This window comes from Actinomadura luteofluorescens (genome assembly GCF_013409365.1).
GTDB lineage: Bacteria > Actinomycetota > Actinomycetes > Streptosporangiales > Streptosporangiaceae > Spirillospora > Spirillospora luteofluorescens.
Genome location: NZ_JACCBA010000001.1, coordinates 1,140,020 through 1,154,608 on the forward strand (window position 1 = coordinate 1,140,020; position 14,589 = coordinate 1,154,608).

The 14,589-nt window shown below is 74.4% G+C and carries 17 protein-coding genes; 10 read left to right on the forward strand and 7 right to left on the reverse strand.

The window, feature by feature from the left end; genetic code table 11:
• Positions 1 to 31 precede the first annotated feature (31 nt).
• Positions 32 to 445: an OsmC family protein gene (locus BJY14_RS04995; protein ID WP_179842527.1), complete on the reverse strand. Its 414-nt coding sequence runs from the start codon at positions 443 to 445 to the stop codon at positions 32 to 34.
• A 182-nt stretch (positions 446 to 627) separates the two neighbouring features.
• Here BJY14_RS04995 and BJY14_RS05000 point away from each other — a divergent pair, with 182 nt between their 5' ends.
• The 7 genes from BJY14_RS05000 to BJY14_RS05030 all read left to right on the forward strand — a co-directional run bounded on the left by BJY14_RS05000 (position 628) and on the right by BJY14_RS05030 (position 6,578).
• Complete coding sequence (locus tag BJY14_RS05000; RefSeq protein WP_173392307.1) at positions 628 to 891, forward strand: metal-sensitive transcriptional regulator; 264 nt, start codon at positions 628 to 630, stop codon at positions 889 to 891.
• A gap of 101 nt (positions 892 to 992) precedes the next feature.
• Positions 993 to 2,378, forward strand: a complete 1,386-nt coding sequence (locus BJY14_RS05005) for an MBL fold metallo-hydrolase (protein ID WP_179842528.1) — start codon at positions 993 to 995, stop codon at positions 2,376 to 2,378.
• A gap of 44 nt (positions 2,379 to 2,422) precedes the next feature.
• On the forward strand, positions 2,423 to 3,007 hold the full coding sequence (locus BJY14_RS05010) for a rhodanese-like domain-containing protein (RefSeq protein WP_179842529.1): 585 nt from the start codon (positions 2,423 to 2,425) through the stop codon (positions 3,005 to 3,007).
• A gap of 33 nt (positions 3,008 to 3,040) precedes the next feature.
• Positions 3,041 to 3,820, forward strand: a complete 780-nt coding sequence (locus BJY14_RS05015; protein ID WP_179842530.1) for a sulfite exporter TauE/SafE family protein — start codon at positions 3,041 to 3,043, stop codon at positions 3,818 to 3,820.
• Between the two features lie 113 nt (positions 3,821 to 3,933).
• Positions 3,934 to 4,377, forward strand: coding sequence for a universal stress protein (locus BJY14_RS05020; protein WP_179842531.1), 444 nt, complete (start codon positions 3,934 to 3,936; stop codon positions 4,375 to 4,377).
• Positions 4,378 to 4,407: 30 nt separating this feature from the next.
• Complete coding sequence (locus BJY14_RS05025) at positions 4,408 to 5,094, forward strand: CBS domain-containing protein (RefSeq protein WP_179842532.1); 687 nt, start codon at positions 4,408 to 4,410, stop codon at positions 5,092 to 5,094.
• Between the two features lie 5 nt (positions 5,095 to 5,099).
• Entirely contained in the window at positions 5,100 to 6,578 is a 1,479-nt protein-coding gene (locus BJY14_RS05030; protein ID WP_179842533.1) for a bifunctional aminoglycoside phosphotransferase/ATP-binding protein, read from the forward strand.
• 79 nt (positions 6,579 to 6,657) lie between these two features.
• On the opposite strand, the gene BJY14_RS05035 is transcribed toward BJY14_RS05030, so the two are convergent.
• Positions 6,658 to 7,221 (reverse strand): hypothetical protein, encoded by a 564-nt coding sequence (locus BJY14_RS05035; RefSeq protein ID WP_179842534.1) that lies wholly within the window; start codon positions 7,219 to 7,221, stop codon positions 6,658 to 6,660.
• A gap of 238 nt (positions 7,222 to 7,459) precedes the next feature.
• Between BJY14_RS05035 and BJY14_RS05040 the strand changes: the two genes are divergently transcribed.
• Positions 7,460 to 8,044, forward strand: coding sequence for an Rv1733c family protein (locus tag BJY14_RS05040; RefSeq protein WP_218905113.1), 585 nt, complete (start codon positions 7,460 to 7,462; stop codon positions 8,042 to 8,044).
• A 28-nt stretch (positions 8,045 to 8,072) separates the two neighbouring features.
• Here the strand turns inward: BJY14_RS05040 and BJY14_RS05045 are convergent, their stop codons facing one another.
• The gene (locus BJY14_RS05045; protein WP_179842536.1) at positions 8,073 to 9,794 is read right to left on the reverse strand and encodes a sensor histidine kinase; all 1,722 of its coding nucleotides are present in this window, start codon (positions 9,792 to 9,794) and stop codon (positions 8,073 to 8,075) included.
• A 91-nt stretch (positions 9,795 to 9,885) separates the two neighbouring features.
• Between BJY14_RS05045 and BJY14_RS05050 the strand changes: the two genes are divergently transcribed.
• Positions 9,886 to 10,320: a pyridoxamine 5'-phosphate oxidase family protein gene (locus BJY14_RS05050; RefSeq protein ID WP_179842537.1), complete on the forward strand. Its 435-nt coding sequence runs from the start codon at positions 9,886 to 9,888 to the stop codon at positions 10,318 to 10,320.
• Here the strand turns inward: BJY14_RS05050 and BJY14_RS05055 are convergent.
• Positions 10,301 to 11,308, reverse strand: coding sequence for an Acg family FMN-binding oxidoreductase (locus BJY14_RS05055; protein ID WP_179842538.1), 1,008 nt, complete (start codon positions 11,306 to 11,308; stop codon positions 10,301 to 10,303). The two genes, BJY14_RS05050 and BJY14_RS05055, sit on opposite strands and share 20 nt — an antisense overlap.
• A 194-nt stretch (positions 11,309 to 11,502) precedes the next feature.
• On the opposite strand from BJY14_RS05055, the gene BJY14_RS05060 reads away from it, so the two are divergent.
• The gene (locus BJY14_RS05060; RefSeq protein WP_179842539.1) at positions 11,503 to 12,192 is read left to right on the forward strand and encodes a response regulator transcription factor; all 690 of its coding nucleotides are present in this window, start codon (positions 11,503 to 11,505) and stop codon (positions 12,190 to 12,192) included.
• Positions 12,193 to 12,285: 93 nt separating this feature from the next.
• On the opposite strand, the gene BJY14_RS05065 is transcribed toward BJY14_RS05060, so the two are convergent.
• Genes BJY14_RS05065 through BJY14_RS05075 form a run of 3 tightly spaced genes read right to left on the reverse strand, consistent with a single transcriptional unit; the run spans position 12,286 to position 14,527 of the window.
• The gene (locus BJY14_RS05065) at positions 12,286 to 13,152 is read right to left on the reverse strand and encodes a universal stress protein (protein WP_179842540.1); all 867 of its coding nucleotides are present in this window, start codon (positions 13,150 to 13,152) and stop codon (positions 12,286 to 12,288) included.
• Positions 13,149 to 13,646 carry a flavodoxin domain-containing protein gene (locus BJY14_RS05070; protein ID WP_179842541.1) on the reverse strand — a complete coding sequence of 166 codons (498 nt, stop codon included), beginning with the start codon at positions 13,644 to 13,646 and terminating at the stop codon, positions 13,149 to 13,151. Before BJY14_RS05070 ends, BJY14_RS05065 begins: the two co-directional genes overlap by 4 nt.
• Complete coding sequence (locus tag BJY14_RS05075) at positions 13,643 to 14,527, reverse strand: universal stress protein (RefSeq protein WP_179842542.1); 885 nt, start codon at positions 14,525 to 14,527, stop codon at positions 13,643 to 13,645. The genes BJY14_RS05070 and BJY14_RS05075 overlap by 4 nt, the downstream gene beginning before the upstream one ends.
• Positions 14,528 to 14,589: the final 62 nt, after the last annotated feature.

Genomic DNA, 14,589 nt, shown 5'->3' on the forward strand with positions numbered 1-14,589 from the left:
GGCCCTCGGCGGCGGGACCTCTGGCGTCCGGTCAGGCGGCCGTGACCTCGGCCTCCAGGCTCACGCCGATCCGCGGGGCGGCGAGGATCGAGTTGTGGACCGTGCAGGCCATGACGGCGGCCATGAGACCGCCCACGTCCCGGTCGGGCAGCCGGACGGAAGGGCGCAGGCGCAGGTCGACGCGCGACACCCGGGCGGGGCCCTCCGGGCTCATCACGTAGTCGACGGCGACCTCCAGCCCGTTCGCGGGCAGGCAGCGCGCCTTCAGGTAGCGCCGGGCGTGGTGCGCCGTGCACGCGGCGAGGGACGCCACGAACAGTTCGACCGGCGTCGGCCCCGCGTCCATCCCTCCCGCCATGTACGGCTGGTCCACGTGGATCACGTGGTCGCGGACGATCACCGCGAAGGCGTCGTCCTCTCGGTGGACGACCAGCATCTCGCTCATCGGTGCCACCTCCTCTGCTGGCGGTTCCTCTCGCTTGGCCCCAGTCTCGGTTTCGGGAGTCTTCGCAGGTAGAGCCGAAGGTCCTGCCGGAGGTCCCGGTGCGGGGGTGAGGTACCTCACGCACGAAGGGATACCCCAGGGGGTATGGTGGGCGACGGAGGTGGAAGGTGGAGCATCTGGAGATGGACGCGACCGCCCTGGCGGACGCGCTGACCCGGCTCCGGCGGGCGCACGGCCAGCTGGGCGGGGTGATCTCGATGATCGAGAACGCCGACGACTGCGAGCGGGTGCTGACCCAGCTGGCGGCCGTGTCGAAGGCGATCGACCGGGCCGGTTTCAAGATCATTTCAACCGGGCTGCGGCACTGCCAGGCGGCGGCCGACCGCGGCGAGAAGCCGCCGATCAGCGCCGAGCGCCTGGAGAAACTCTTCCTCGCCCTTTCCTGAGAACGGAGGGAGGGCCGCCCCTCACCGACCGGTGAGGGGGTACGACCATGGCCTCGATCTGACCCACGGATACCCCCCGGGGTATAAGGAGTTGAACGCAGATGGCACATGTCCAGGTAGTCGAGACCTCGTCCCTGGGCGACCGCAGCTACCTCGCCCACGACGGGCGGGTGGCGCTGGTGGTCGACCCGCAGCGCGACATCGACCGCTTCCTGGCCCTGGCCGGGCGGCTGGACGTCCGCATCACGCACGTGGCCGAGACCCACCTGCACAACGACTACGTCTCCGGCGGGCTGGCCCTGGCCAAGGCGACCGGGGCCGCGTACCTCATCTCGGCCGACGAGAACGTCGAGTTCGACCGGACCGCCATAGCCGACGGCGACGAGATCGCCATATCCGACGGGCTGCGCATCCGCGCCGTCGCCACCCCCGGGCACACCTTCCACCACGTTTCCTACGTCCTGTCCGGGCCCGGCGGGCCCGAAGGGGTCTTCACGGGCGGGTCGCTGCTGTTCGGCACCACCGGCCGCACCGACCTCCTCGGCGCCGAGCACGCTCACCTGCTGGCCGAGCGGCAGCACGCGTCGGCTCGCAGACTGGCCGACCTGCTGCCCGACGGCGCGCACGTCTGGCCCACGCACGGGTTCGGAAGCTTCTGCTCGGCGAGCCAGTCCGACGCCGCGTCGTCGACCATCGGCCAGGAGCGGCGGGCCAACCCCGCGCTGCGGCTGGAGGCCGACGACTTCGTCACCCAGACCCTGGACGGGCTCGACGCCTACCCCGCCTACTACGCGCACATGGGCGTCCGCAACAGCGCCGGCGCCGACCTGCTCGACCTCACGCCCGCGCGGACCGCCGACCCCGCCGAGCTGCGCGACCGCATCGCCGCCGGGGAATGGGTCGTCGACCTGCGCTCCCGCAAGGCCTTCGCCCAGCGGCACCTGGCCGGCACCCTCAGCTTCGGCCTGGACGGCGCGATGTCGACGTGGCTCGGCTGGCTGGCACCCTGGGGCGCGCCCCTCACCCTGCTCGGCGACAGCCCCGAGCAGATCGCCGCCGCCCAGCGGGAGCTGGCGCGCATCGGCATCGACCGCCCGGCCGCGGCCTCCTCCGGGGAGCCCGAGCAGTGGGCCGGCGGCGACGCCTCCCGGCTGCGGGAGACGCCCGTCGCGACGTTCACCGACCTGGCCGCCGCCCGCTCCGGCCGCGTCCCCCGGCACCTGCCGGCCCCGGACGCCGTGCTGGACGTGCGCATGACCAACGAGTGGAGGGACGGGCACGTCGAGGGCGCGGTCCACATCCCGCTGCCCGAGCTGGCCGACCGGCTGGACGAACTGCCCGACGGGACCGTCTGGGTGCACTGCGGCTCCGGCTACCGGGCCGCCGTAGCGACCAGCCTGCTCCAGCGGGCCGGACGCCGGACCGTGCACATCGACGACGCCTACTCCGAGGCCGCACTCACGGGCCTCGCCATCACCGACCGCTGAACCGCACCGACCACTCACCAACACGACACACGGGAGAAGACTTCGTGACCACCCCGCCCACCGCGTCCACCGTCGACGTCCCCGCCCTGCGCGAACTGCTGGACTCCGACGACCGGCCGCGGCTCATCGACGTCCGCACGCCGGGCGAGTTCGAGACCGGCCACATCCCCGGCTCCTACAACGTGCCGCTCGACCTGCTGCGCGAGCACCGCGCCGAACTGCGCGCCCACCTCGACGAGCAGGTGGTGCTCGTCTGCCGCTCCGGGCAGCGGGCCGGCCAGGCCTCGCAGGCGCTGGCCACCGCGGGCCTGCCCAACCTGCGCGTCCTGCACGGCGGCATCGGCGCCTGGCAGGCCGCGGGCGAGGCGGTCTCCGCGGGACGCCCCCGCTGGGACCTGGAGCGCCAGGTCCGCCTGGTCGCCGGCTCGATCGTGCTCGGGTCGGTGCTGACCAGCACGACCGTCCCGCGCGCCAAGTGGCTCGCCGCGGCCATCGGCGGCGGCCTCACCTTCGCCGCCCTCTCCAACACCTGCGCCATGGGGATGGCCCTGTCCAAGCTCCCCTACAACCGCGGGCCGAAGTGCGACATGGCCGCCGTCCTGAGCGCCCTGGCCTCGGACCGCTCGTGACCCCCCGCCCACGCCCGCCAGGGAGGTGAACGCATGCTGACCGCACTCGTCCTCGGCGCCCTCATCGGCGTCCTGCTCGGGCTGCTCGGCGGCGGCGGCTCCATCCTCGCCGTCCCCGCCCTCGTCTACGGCGCGGGCCTGCCGCTGGTCTCGGCGGTCCCGGCGTCCCTGCTGGTCGTGGGCATCTCCTCGGCCACGGCCGCGCTGCCCCGCGTGCACGCCGGGCAGGTGCGCTGGCGGATCGCCGGCGTCTTCGGCGCCGCCGGAGCGGCGGCCGCCTTCGGCGGCGCCGCCCTGAACCGGCTCCTGCCCGACCAGGTCGTCCTGCTCGGCTTCGCGGCGCTCATGGTGGCGGCGGGCTGGCGGATGCTGGCCGGAGGCGACCGGATCGGCGGGGCGTGCGCCCTTCCCGGCGGCGGGGTCGACTGGCGCTCCTGCCTGCCGAAGTCGATCGGCGCGGGCGCGGCCGTCGGCGTGCTGACCGGGCTGTTCGGCGTCGGCGGCGGCTTCCTGATCATCCCGGCCCTGGTCGTCGGGCTCGGCCTGCCGATGGCCGCCGCGGTCGGCACCTCCCTGGTCATCGTGGTGGTCAACTCGATCGCCGGCTTCGCCGCGCACGCCGGGGACGCGACGCTGGACTACGGCGTCATCGCGGCGTTCACCCTGGCGGCGGTCGCCGGGTCGCTCGCCGCCGCCCGCCTCGCGCGGCGCCTGGACGCCGACCGGCTGCGGCGCTGGTTCGCCTACCTGGTCTTCGCCGTCGCGGCCTTCGTCGCCGCGCAGGCCATCTTCCATCCGGGGGCCACCGGCTGAGCCCGCCCCCGGACGCCCGGATCGGGCCGAAAGTCCCCGTTCGGGGGGACGCTCGGCACTGACCCGCGGCACGTCCCGGGCGGAAGGGTGGGGGTGACTGAGGGAGGTCGCTGATGTGGGTCGTGCCCGAACAACGGTCCGTCGTCGTCGGTGTGGACGGTTCCCCCAACTCCATGGCCGCGCTGCGCCGGGCCGCCCGCGAGGCCTCCGAACGGCACGCGCGCCTGGACGTGATCCGCGTCGTGGAACCCGGCGACACGCCGGTAGGGCGCCCGTTCCACTCCATCAGGGAGTGGCTGCGGCTGCGCCGCCTGGTCGCCCGCCTGATCCCCCGCTCCCGGCACCTGACCACCCGGCTGCGCGTCCTGCACGGGGAGCCCGGCGCGGTGCTGGCCGAGTCGGCCGACCGCGCCGAACTGCTGGTGGTAGGTGCCCGGTCGCACTCCGAGCACGGCAACCCGCTCGGCGGCGACACCGTCCCGGTCGTACGGGAGCGGGCGCGGTGCGAGGTCGTGATCTGCGCGGACCAGAGGGCCGCCGCCGGCGAGAACCTCTGAGGCCCGCGGCCAACCCCGGGGAGGGAAGTCATGAAACGTCGCACGGTCGGGGACGTCATGACCAGGAACGTGGTGACGGTCTCCGAGGACACCCCCTTCACCGAGATCGCCGACGCGATGGCCGAGCGCCGCATCAGCGCGGTGCCCGTCATGGGCGAGGGCGGCCGGCTCACCGGCATCGTCACCGAGGCCGACCTCCTGCGCAAGCAGGAGTACGGGGACGGCACGCGACCGCGCCGGTCCAGGCTGCGGCGCCATGCCCAGGGCCGGGCCGGGGCGCAGGCCAAGGCGGCCGCAGCGGACGCCCGCGGGCTGATGAGCACGCCGGTCGTCACCGTCGCGCCGACCACCCCCGTCGCCGAGGCCGCCCGCCTGCTGAACGCCCACGGGTTCAAGGCCGTGCCGGTCGTCAGGGACGGCCGGCTCGCCGGGATCGTGGCCCGCCGCGACCTGCTCTCGGTGTTCCACCGCTCCGACTCCGACATCCGCGACGAGATCATCGACGACGTCCTGATCAGCAGGCTCTGGCAGGACCCGGCCGAGGTGCACGTCCGCGTCCAGGAGGGGGTCGTCCACCTCACCGGGCGCGTCGAGCGGAAGAGCCTGATCCCGATCATGGTGCGCATGGCCGCCGCGACGGAAGGCGTCGTCGACGTCGCCGACAACCTCGGTTACGACTACGACGACACCGGTTCCGCCCCCTACCCGGGGCCCTGAGGCCTATGGGGAACGCCGCCGTCGCCGAGACGCACATCGGCGTGGTCTTCTTCACCGGTGACCGCGCCTACAAGCTGAAGAAGCCGGTGGACCTCGGGTTCCTGGACTTCAGCACCCGTGAGCTGCGCGAGCGCGCGTGCCACGAGGAAGTCCGGCTGAACCGGCGGTTCGCCCCCGACGTGTACCTCGGCGTGGCCGACGTGCTCGGGCCCGACGGCGACCCCTGCGACCACCTGGTCGTGATGCGGCGGATGCCCGCCGACCGGCGCCTGTCCACCCTGGTCGAGGCCGGCGCCCCGGTGCGGGACGCGCTGCGCGACACCGCCCGGATCCTGGCCGCCTGGCACGCCAGGGCGCCGCGCGGCCCCCGCATCGCGGCCGAGGAGACCCGCGACGCCGTCCGGGGCCGCTGGCACGACAGCTTCGAGCAGGCCAGGCCGTTCCACGGCACCGTCCTGGACGCCGGGGCCGCCGCCGAGACCGAGGACCTCACGGACGAGTTCCTCGCCGGCCGCGAGCCCCTGTTCGACGCGCGCATCGCCGACGGCCGCGTGGTCGACGGGCACGGCGACCTGCTGGCCGGCGACGTCTTCTGCCTGGACGACGGCCCGCGGATCCTCGACTGCCTGGAGTTCGACGAGCGGCTCCGCTACCTGGACGGTCTGGACGACGCCGCGTTCCTGGCGATGGACCTCGAACGCCTCGGCGCCACCGAGCACGCGGAACGCTTCCTCGGCTGGTACGCCGAGTACGCCGCCGACCCGGCCCCGTCCTCGCTGCGCCACCACTACGTGGCCTACCGCGCCTTCGTCCGCGCCAAGGTGGCCTGCCTGCGCCACGGCCAGGGCGCGCCCGACGCCGCCGCCGAGGCCCGCGCCTACGCCGGCGTCGCGCTGCGCCATCTGCGCGCCGGCCGCGTCGGCCTGATCATGGTGGGCGGGCTCCCGGGCACCGGGAAGACCTCCCTGGCCGGCGCGCTGGCCGACCGGCTCGGCTGCACGGTGCTCGGCAGCGACCGGATCCGCAAGGAGCTCGCCGGGCTGGCGCCCGCCGACCCGGCGGCCGCGCCCTACGGCTCCGGTATCTACACCCCGGAGTGGGGCCGGCGCACCTACCGCGAGATGGCCGCGCGGGCCGCGCGGCTGCTCCGGATGGGCGAGACGGTCATCCTTGACGCGTCCTGGACGTCCGAGGCGAACCGGGAGCTCCTCGCCGCCGTCGCCGAGCAGGAGCACGCGCACCTGACGTCGCTGCGCTGCGAGGCGCCGGAGGCCGTCTGCGCCGAGCGGATGCGGACCCGCCCCCGGGGCGCCTCCGACGCCGACGCGGGCATCGCCGCCGCCATGCGCGCGGACTCCGCGCCCTGGCCCGGATCGACCGCCGTCGACACCGGCGGCCCCCTCCCCCGCGCCGTCGAGCAGGCCCTCGCCGCCGTCCACCCCGCGGGTCCGCCGGACCGTTCTCCGGCGCCGCGCCCTGCCTGACCCTCGCACCGCCCGGCATGCCCCAGGACATGCGTACGAGGGGCGCTCCCGGGGAGCGCCCCTCGTGCCGCGGATCAGGTCACTTGAGGAAGGGGAGGCGCTCGACCAGGCGGGTCCCGCCCCACCAGCGGCCGAGGCCCAGGGTGTCACCGGCGCTGACCAGGGCCAGTCCGATGATCAGGATGGCGTAGACCAGGTGGTCGTCCATGAAGGGGTTGTTCTCCGGAGGCAGGACCGCCGACCACATCATCACCAGCAGGGCAGCGCCCGCCGCGGCGGCGATCCGCATGCCCACGCCCAGGACGAGCGCGGTGCCGATGCCGGCCAGCCCGATCATGAACAGCCAGTCGGCCCAGCCCGCTCCCGCGATGTCGTGGTAGAAACCGGCGAACGGCCCGGCGGTCGCGTGCGCCAGGAACCCCTCGGTCGGGCTGCCGCCGTCGATCCACGCCTTGGCGGCGGGGGTCTCGTGGCCCAGCCCGAAGGTCTTGTCCAGGAACGCCCACAGGAAGACCCAGCCGAGCGCGAAGCGCGCGGCGGCCCAGGCGTAACGGGCGGCGTGCGACTCGGTCAGCGGCCTGGGGGTCACGACCCGGATCAGGGTGTCCCGTCCGACGTGGGTCTTGTGCTCGGAGAGTGCCATCGCCACTCACCTTCCATCGCATCGATGATCTCGTCACCCATGACTCAATCCTGAACCGCCCTTGGCCTGTAGGTACGTTCGGCGCACGATCGGCGGGACCAAGGTCCCCCGTGCGGCGGGCAGGAAGACCCGGGAGGTCCCGCCCGCGCGGGGCTTCCGTCTCTGCCCCCTCAGGGGGCTGATGCGTAGCGTCGTGATGGAAGGAAGGTGAAGGGACGGCGTCATGGGAGCGACGACCATGCGAGCACGGACCGGCCGCTGGACAGCACGGATCAACCGCTGGCGTCGCGGTTGCGGCTTCGACCGCAACGACCTGCGGCGCGATGTGGACCGGATCCAGTGGCGGCTCGGGCTGCTGCTGCTCATCGTCTTCCTCAGCGCGACGCCACCGCTGCTCTCCCATGCCGTCGCGTCCGCCTACGGCTCGGGCGTGAGGGCCGAGCGGCAGCAGGCCGCGACCCGGCACCGCGTCGAGGCCACCATCGTGAAGGTGCAGGACCCGGGAGGCCGGCGCACGGTCACGGTCGCCTGGACCGACCCCGACGGGACGCGGCGGACCGGCGACTACACGACGTGGCGGGGGGCCGGCGTCGGGGAGCGCCTCATCCTGTGGGCCGGTCCCGACGGCGTCTCGATCACGCCGCCCCGCCGGCACGCGCAGACGGTCATCCACACCGCGGTGGCCGGGACGGGCATGGCCCTCGCCACCGGACTGCCCGTGCTCTGCCTCTACTGGCTCGTCCGCGCACGCTGCGACCGGCTCCGGTACCGGCTGTGGGACGCCGAATGGGCGCGCCTCGACCACCACCGCACCGGTCCCTGACCACGGTGGGCCAGGTCCACGCGGAGGGTCAGGCAGGCTTGAGCGGGACGCACCAGACCAGCACCGTGCCGCCCTCTGGGCGGCGCCCGGCGGTGCACGTGCCGCCCAGCCCCTCCGCCCGGGTCTCCATGTTGCGGAGCCCGCTGCGGCGGCCGCCGTCGGTGATGCCGACGCCGTTGTCCTCGACCCGTACCGTGACGTCGTCCCCGACGTCGATGTTCAGGGACGTCTCGGTGGCGTGAGCGTGCCGGGCGACGTTCGACAGGGCCTCCCGCACGACCGCGAGGAGCTGCTCACCGGTCTCCTCGTCGACCGAGGTGTCCAGCAGGCCGTCCAGCCGTACCGAGGGCGCGAACCCGAGGTGCTCCGCCGCCCTGTCGGCCAGCGCGTGCACCCGGCTGCGCAGCGACGTCTCGTCGGTCTCGGGGCCCTGCAGCGCGAAGATGGACGAGCGGATCTGCCGGATGGTGTCGTCCAGGTCGTCCACCGCCCGCTGCACCCGGACGGCGACCTCCCGCTTCTGCGTGATCTTGATCGCCGCCATCAGCCCCATCGCGGTCGCGAACAGCCGCTGGATGACGGTGTCGTGCAGGTCCTTGGCGATCCGGTCGCGGTCCTCCAGCAGGGCGAGCCTTTCGGCGTCCCTGCGACGCTCGGCCAGCTCCAGGGCCACCGCCGCCTGCCCCGCGAACGCCTCCAGCAGCCGCTGCGTCCCCTCCGAGAACAGCGCGCCGCCGGGCGGGTTGACCACCGCGATGATCCCGCGCGCCGCCGAGCCGAGGCCCAGCGGGACGATCAGCAGCGGGCCGATCGGCAGCCGCGTGGGCACGTTCGCCTCGCGCGCCGCCTTCTCACCGTCGGCGAGCCGCAGGGCGGTCCCCTCGGTGAACACCGGCCCGGCCACCGAGTGCTCCAGCGGCACCCGCAGCCCTTCCAACTGCTCGGCGCCCCGCCCGCGGGCGGCCTCGACCACGAAGTGCGGGCTGCTCTCCTCCACCAGCGCCACGGTCGCGAGGTCGGCCTCGGCGATCTCCTGCGCCCGCTGCGCCACCAGCGTGGTCACCTCGTGCGGGTCGGTGCCCGACAGCAGCGCGGTGGAGACCTCGGCCGACGCCTCCAGCCACCGCTCGCGCCGGCGCGTCTCCTGGTACAGGCGGGCGTTCTCGATCGCGACGCCGGCGGCCGTGGCCAGCGCGATCACCACGACCTCGTCCTCCTCCTCGAACTGGCCGCCGCCGGCCTTCTCGGTCAGGTAGAGGTTGCCGAACACCTCGTCGCGCACGCGGATCGGGACGCCCAGGAACGTCCGCATCGGCGGATGGTTGGCGGGGAAGCCGCTGGAGGCGGGATGGTCCCCGAGGTCCGGGAGCCGCAGCGAGCGCGGGTCCCGGATGAGCAGCCCGAGGATCCCGTGCCCGTGCGGCCAGTGGCCGATCGCCTCGATCTCCTCGTCGCCGACGCCCACGGTGACGAACTGCACCAGGCGCTCGCCCTCCTCGCCGATGACGCCGAGCGCGCCGTAGCGGGCGTCGACGAGGGTGGTGGCCGCCTCGGTGATCCGCCGCAGCACCGACTCCAGATCCAGCTCGCTGCCGATCGAGACCACGGCCTCCAGCAGCGCGTGGACCCGGTCGCGCGTGGACCGCGCCGCCTCCAGCCTCGACTGCAGCTCCGACAGAAGATCGTCCAGCTGCAACTGCGGCAGGATCAGCCGTGCCCGGTCCTGGCCGGCGCCCGAATCATGAGCCACAGATCCAGTATTACCCTGCCCGGGGCGAGAAGTCAGGTCAGGGACCTTAGACCCTGATGCCCAGGGTCACCCGTGCCGCACGCTGGGGGGCATGCACCTCGACCAGAGCGGCATGGAGATCCTCGACGACGGGGAATGCCGGGCCCTGCTCGGCCGATCGACGATCGGCCGGATCGTGTTCACCCTCCAGGCGCTGCCCACCGTCCAGCCGGTCAACTTCGTCTACGACGGCGAGCTCATCGTGGTGAAGACGTCGTCGGTCTCGCGCCTGGCCACCGCCGCCTCCGACACGATCGTCGCCTTCGAGATCGACGACATCGACGCGGACGCCGGCCGGGGCTGGTCGGTGGTCACCGTGGGACCCGCCCGCCGCGTCACCGAGCCGGGCGAGATCGCCCGGCTCTCCGCGCTTCCGCTGCGCAGCTGGGCGCCGGGCGAGCGCGACCAGTTCATCGTCGTCCGCCCCCGGCTCATCACCGGCCGCCGCATCCCCGGCCGCGTCCCGCTCAGGGTTCCACGACCATGACGTCGTCCACGGGGCGGCGGACGGTGTCCAGCCCCTCCCCCTCGGGCGTTCCGATGCGCAGGAGCATCTGCGGGTAGGCGTCCCGGCAGAACTGGGCGCGGATGAACGCGCGCAGCTCCGGCACTTCGAGCGCCTGGGTGTGGAAGGCCGCCGCCAGGTCGCTCTCGGCCGCCCTCAGCAGCGCCCGCTGCAGCGCCTGGCCCGTGCGGAGCCAGTCGAGGGGCCCGTCGCCCTCGGAGACCAGGAGCAGCGCGACTCCGGCGGCGGCCGCCTCCTTCGGGTTCGCGGGCTCGGTGCCCCAGCCCTGCCCGCGCGCGAAGTCGCGGGCGGGGAAGTGCGGGCTGGTCTGGGGCGTCCGCCTGGGGTAGGCGCCTTCCTGGACGCCGTCCTTGCGGGCCGTCCTCGGTGAGGGCGCCCAGCGGCCGATCTCCGTCGAGTACGCGGGGGTGCGGCGCTGGATGTGCTCGGCCGCGTCGGTCAGGGCGGCCAGGGCCCCCTTGACGTGCTGGTCGACCGCCTCGATCAGCCGGGCGCCCTCGCGCTCGACGTCGTACCGCATCGCCGACAGGACCCCCGCGGGGACCGCCTCGGGACGGAACGCGCCCCGATGGCTGCGCCGGCGCGGGATCTGCGCGTGCTCCCGCAGCGTCTGCCGGTCCGCGGGCTCGTCGGGTTCCAGCACCACGTCGGCGAGCAGGTGCGGGCGGTCCGGATCGGGCAGCAGCCGCACGACGGGGTCGTAGCCCTGCGCCCGCAGCGACACCCGCAGGTTGTACAGCGCGGCGCCGCAGCTGATCAGCATCTCCCGGCCCTTCGGGTCCGCGACGCCCAGGCGCCGGTCCGGGTCGGCGCGGAGGCTGACGCGCGAGCCGCGCACGCCGAACCGCCACGGCTGGGTGTTGTGCACCGACGGCGCCCACAGCGCGTCCTCGACGGCACGCCGTATGTCGTCCGCGATGTCCGCGGAAGTCCTGTACCTGGTTTGCATGAATCGCTCCTTCCTCCACTCTTCACCCCATCAGCGGCCCCGCACCCGCGGCAGGGCCGAAGGTCCACCCGAGGGGCACGGGGACGCGTGCCGGTTCGGGACGTTGGTCCCCCGCGCGGGGGACGTCCGCTGGCTGGGGAAAGGCCGGGCGCCGGGGTAGCGTCCATTCCGTCACCACCGGACCGAGGAGAACCATGACCGCCCAGACGCCAGGCAACGCGGGGACGATCCGGGTCTTTCTGATGGACGACCACGAGGTCGTCCGCCGCGGGGTGGCCGCGCTGCTGTCCGCCGAGGACGACATCGAGGTCATCGGCGAGGCCGGCACCGCGGCCGAGGCACTGGCGCGGATCCCCGCCGTCCGGCCCGACGTGGCCGTCCTGGACGTCCGCCTGCCCGACGGTGACGGCGTGAGCGTCTGCCGCGAACTGCGCTCCCAGCTGCCGGAGCTGGCCTGCCTGATGCTGACCTCCTTCGACGACGACGACGCCCTGTTCGAGGCGGTGATGGCCGGGGCGGCCGGCTACGTCCTCAAGCAGATCCACGGCTCGGACCTCGTCGGCGCCGTCCGCACCGTCGCCACCGGCCAGTCCCTGCTCGACCCCCGCAGCACGGCCCGCATGCTCGAACGGCTCCGCACCCGCCAGGAGAAGAGCGACCCGCTCAAGGGCCTGACCGAGCAGGAGCGCCACATCCTGGAACTCATCGGCGAGGGGCTGACCAACCGGCAGATCGGCGAGCGCCTCTTCCTCGCCGAGAAGACGGTCAAGAACTACATCTCGAACATCTTCGCCAAGCTCGGCATGAGCCGCCGCACCCAGGCCGCCGCACTGGCCGCGCAGCTCAAGGCCGACGGCGCCCAGTCCAGGCAGGGGCGCGACTGAGCCCTGGCCCGGCCGGGTCCCTGGGGGGGCGGCCGGGCCAGGCTTCCGCTCGTCCGCGTCCACGGACGAGCTCACTCGCGTCCACGGACGAGCTCATCCCCGTCCACGGACGATGGCGACCGGGCAGTGGGCCCGCAGCAGCATCGCGTGGCCGACCGACCCCAGCAGGAGCCCGCCGAAGCCGCCGTGCCCCCGGGAGCCGACGACCAGCAGGCCCGCGTGGACGGACGCGCCCGCCAGCACCTTCGCGGCCCGGCCGTTGACGGCCTCGGACACGACCTCGACGTCGGGGTACTTGGACCACCATCCGGCGAGCGACTCGGCGAGGACGCGCTCCTCCTCCGCGGCGACGACGGCGCGGTCGTAGACGAGGGGCTGCATGTCGCCCCGGCCCGAGGGAACCGGATGCGACCAGGCCGTCAGCGCGCGCAGCCGCACCCGGCGCACGGACGCCTCCTCGAAGGCGAACCCGACGGCGTCCGCTCCCGCCGGGGAACCGTCGACCCCGACCACGACGTCCCCCCGCGGGTCCGCGTTCGAGGCCCGGGCGACCACCACCGGGCACGCGGCGTGCGTCGCGACCTGCATCGCCACCGAGCCCACCAGCAGCCCCGAGAGGCCGCCCGACCCGCGCGAGCCGGTCACGACCATCAGCGCGTCGCGCGCCTGCTCGACGAGCACCTTGGCGGGCTGCCCGCCGGTCTGCTCGCCGGTCACCTCCAGGCCCGGGACGCGGTCGCGGGCGCGGGCCACGGCGAACTCGACGATGTCCCGCCCGCCGTCCAGCAGCTGCTCGCGGACGCGGGCCGCGCCCGGATCGGTCGGGACGTCGAAGAGCCACGGCGTGACCACGTACACGACGTGCAGCGACGCGCCCCTGCGGGCGGCCTCGTCGGCGGCCCAGTCGACCGCGAGCAGGCTCGGCTCCGAACCGTCGTCCCCGACGATGATCCTGTTCATACGGTCACGCTCCGCAGGTCGCGGGCGATGCCGGCGGCCCACGCGCCGACGCGGTCGCGGTCGCGGAAGTCCCCGGACGCCGTCCGGGCGACCTTGGCGGCCATGAAGCCCCGGGCGTCGGGAGCGAGCCGCCCGCCGAAGGTCGCGTGCCCCCGGGCGTGGACCCGGCGGGCGAGCTTGGCGACGCCGGGCACGGGATCGATCGCGCGCTCCTGCGCGCTCCGGTCCAGGGGGCCGCTGCTGAACAGCCACACCGGCCGGTGCGCCAGCCCGTCCGCGTGGTGCCGGACGAAGCGGCGCGCCTCCCGGTGCCAGCGCCCGACGTACAGGGCGCCGCCGACGACGACGGCGTCGTACCCGTCGAGGCTCTCGACCTCTCCGGCGGGGCGCACGTCGGCCGTCACGCCCGAATCGCGCAGCGCGGCGCCCACCCATTCGGCGATCTCGGCGGTCCCTCCGCGCTCGGAGGCGAACGCCACCAGTACCCGGATCATGACGGCTCCTTCGCGTGCGGGTCGCGGTCGTGGACGACCGCGACCGGGCTCGGTGCCTCGTGCAGGACGAACCGCGTGACGGCGCCGAGCATGGTCTTGGGGGACGATCCGATCCCGCGGACGCCGACCACGAGCAGCATCGCGTCCCGGGCCTCGTCGGCGAGAACGCGCCCCGCCCGCTCCAGGACGAACCGGCGCTCGACGGCGATCTCGGGGTGCGCGGCGAGGGCGGGCGCGACCGCGGCGGCGAACCGCGCCTTGGCCTGCTCCTTGAGCGCCTGCGGATCGCTGAACGGCAGCCGGTCCGGGCCCGGGAGGGTGGCGGGATCCCACCACGCGCACACCAGCGTCACCGACGCGTGCCAGAGCGCGGCCTCGCACAGGGCGAACCTCAGCGCGGCCTGGCTCGCGGGCGACCCATCGATGCCGACGACGATCCGCTCCCCGGACCGCGCCGGCTCGTGGGCGGGCACCACGACGACGGGGCGGTCGGCGTGCGCGGGGACGTGGACGGCGGTCGAGCCGAGCGGCAGCCGGTCGAACCCGCCCGCCCCGCGGGCGCCGACCACGATCAGCTCGGCGTCCCGCGACGCCGCCAGCAGCGCGGCGGGCGGCGTTCCCTTGGACAGCAGCGACCGCACGTCCAGACCGGGGGCGGTCTCCTGGGCGATCCGGACCCCGTCCTCCAGGGCGATGACGCCCATGCCGCGGACTATCTCCAGAGCCTCGTCCCCCTGCGGCCCCGCGGGATAGGGCCAGTTCCAGGCGTGGCAGACCCGCAGGGGCACGCCGCGCAGGGACGCCTCCCTCGCCGCCCAGCGCAGGGCGCGCCCGGCGGCGGGGGAACCGTCGAACCCGACCAGGACATGTGGTCCGTCCATCGTCTTCCACCTCCAGATGTCCAAGCCTCACAACCCCCGCGGCGGGCGGTCAGAGGCGTGGG

Bases quoted from the DNA above. Each gene is read 5' to 3' on its own strand.
- BJY14_RS04995 (WP_179842527.1), bottom strand. From the start codon at position 445: ATGAGCGAGATGCTGGTCGTCCACCGAGAGGACGACGCCTTCGCGGTG.
- BJY14_RS05000 (WP_173392307.1), top strand. From the start codon at position 628: ATGGACGCGACCGCCCTGGCGGACGCGCTGACCCGGCTCCGGCGGGCG.
- BJY14_RS05005 (WP_179842528.1), top strand. From the start codon at position 993: ATGGCACATGTCCAGGTAGTCGAGACCTCGTCCCTGGGCGACCGCAGC.
- BJY14_RS05015 (WP_179842530.1), top strand. From the start codon at position 3,041: ATGCTGACCGCACTCGTCCTCGGCGCCCTCATCGGCGTCCTGCTCGGG.
- BJY14_RS05020 (WP_179842531.1), top strand. From the start codon at position 3,934: ATGTGGGTCGTGCCCGAACAACGGTCCGTCGTCGTCGGTGTGGACGGT.
- BJY14_RS05025 (WP_179842532.1), top strand. From the start codon at position 4,408: ATGAAACGTCGCACGGTCGGGGACGTCATGACCAGGAACGTGGTGACG.
- BJY14_RS05030 (WP_179842533.1), top strand. From the start codon at position 5,100: ATGGGGAACGCCGCCGTCGCCGAGACGCACATCGGCGTGGTCTTCTTC.
- BJY14_RS05035 (WP_179842534.1), bottom strand. From the start codon at position 7,221: ATGGCACTCTCCGAGCACAAGACCCACGTCGGACGGGACACCCTGATC.
- BJY14_RS05040 (WP_218905113.1), top strand. From the start codon at position 7,460: ATGCGAGCACGGACCGGCCGCTGGACAGCACGGATCAACCGCTGGCGT.
- BJY14_RS05050 (WP_179842537.1), top strand. From the start codon at position 9,886: ATGCACCTCGACCAGAGCGGCATGGAGATCCTCGACGACGGGGAATGC.
- BJY14_RS05055 (WP_179842538.1), bottom strand. From the start codon at position 11,308: ATGCAAACCAGGTACAGGACTTCCGCGGACATCGCGGACGACATACGG.
- BJY14_RS05060 (WP_179842539.1), top strand. From the start codon at position 11,503: ATGACCGCCCAGACGCCAGGCAACGCGGGGACGATCCGGGTCTTTCTG.
- BJY14_RS05065 (WP_179842540.1), bottom strand. From the start codon at position 13,152: ATGAACAGGATCATCGTCGGGGACGACGGTTCGGAGCCGAGCCTGCTC.
- BJY14_RS05070 (WP_179842541.1), bottom strand. From the start codon at position 13,646: ATGATCCGGGTACTGGTGGCGTTCGCCTCCGAGCGCGGAGGGACCGCC.
- BJY14_RS05075 (WP_179842542.1), bottom strand. From the start codon at position 14,527: ATGGACGGACCACATGTCCTGGTCGGGTTCGACGGTTCCCCCGCCGCC.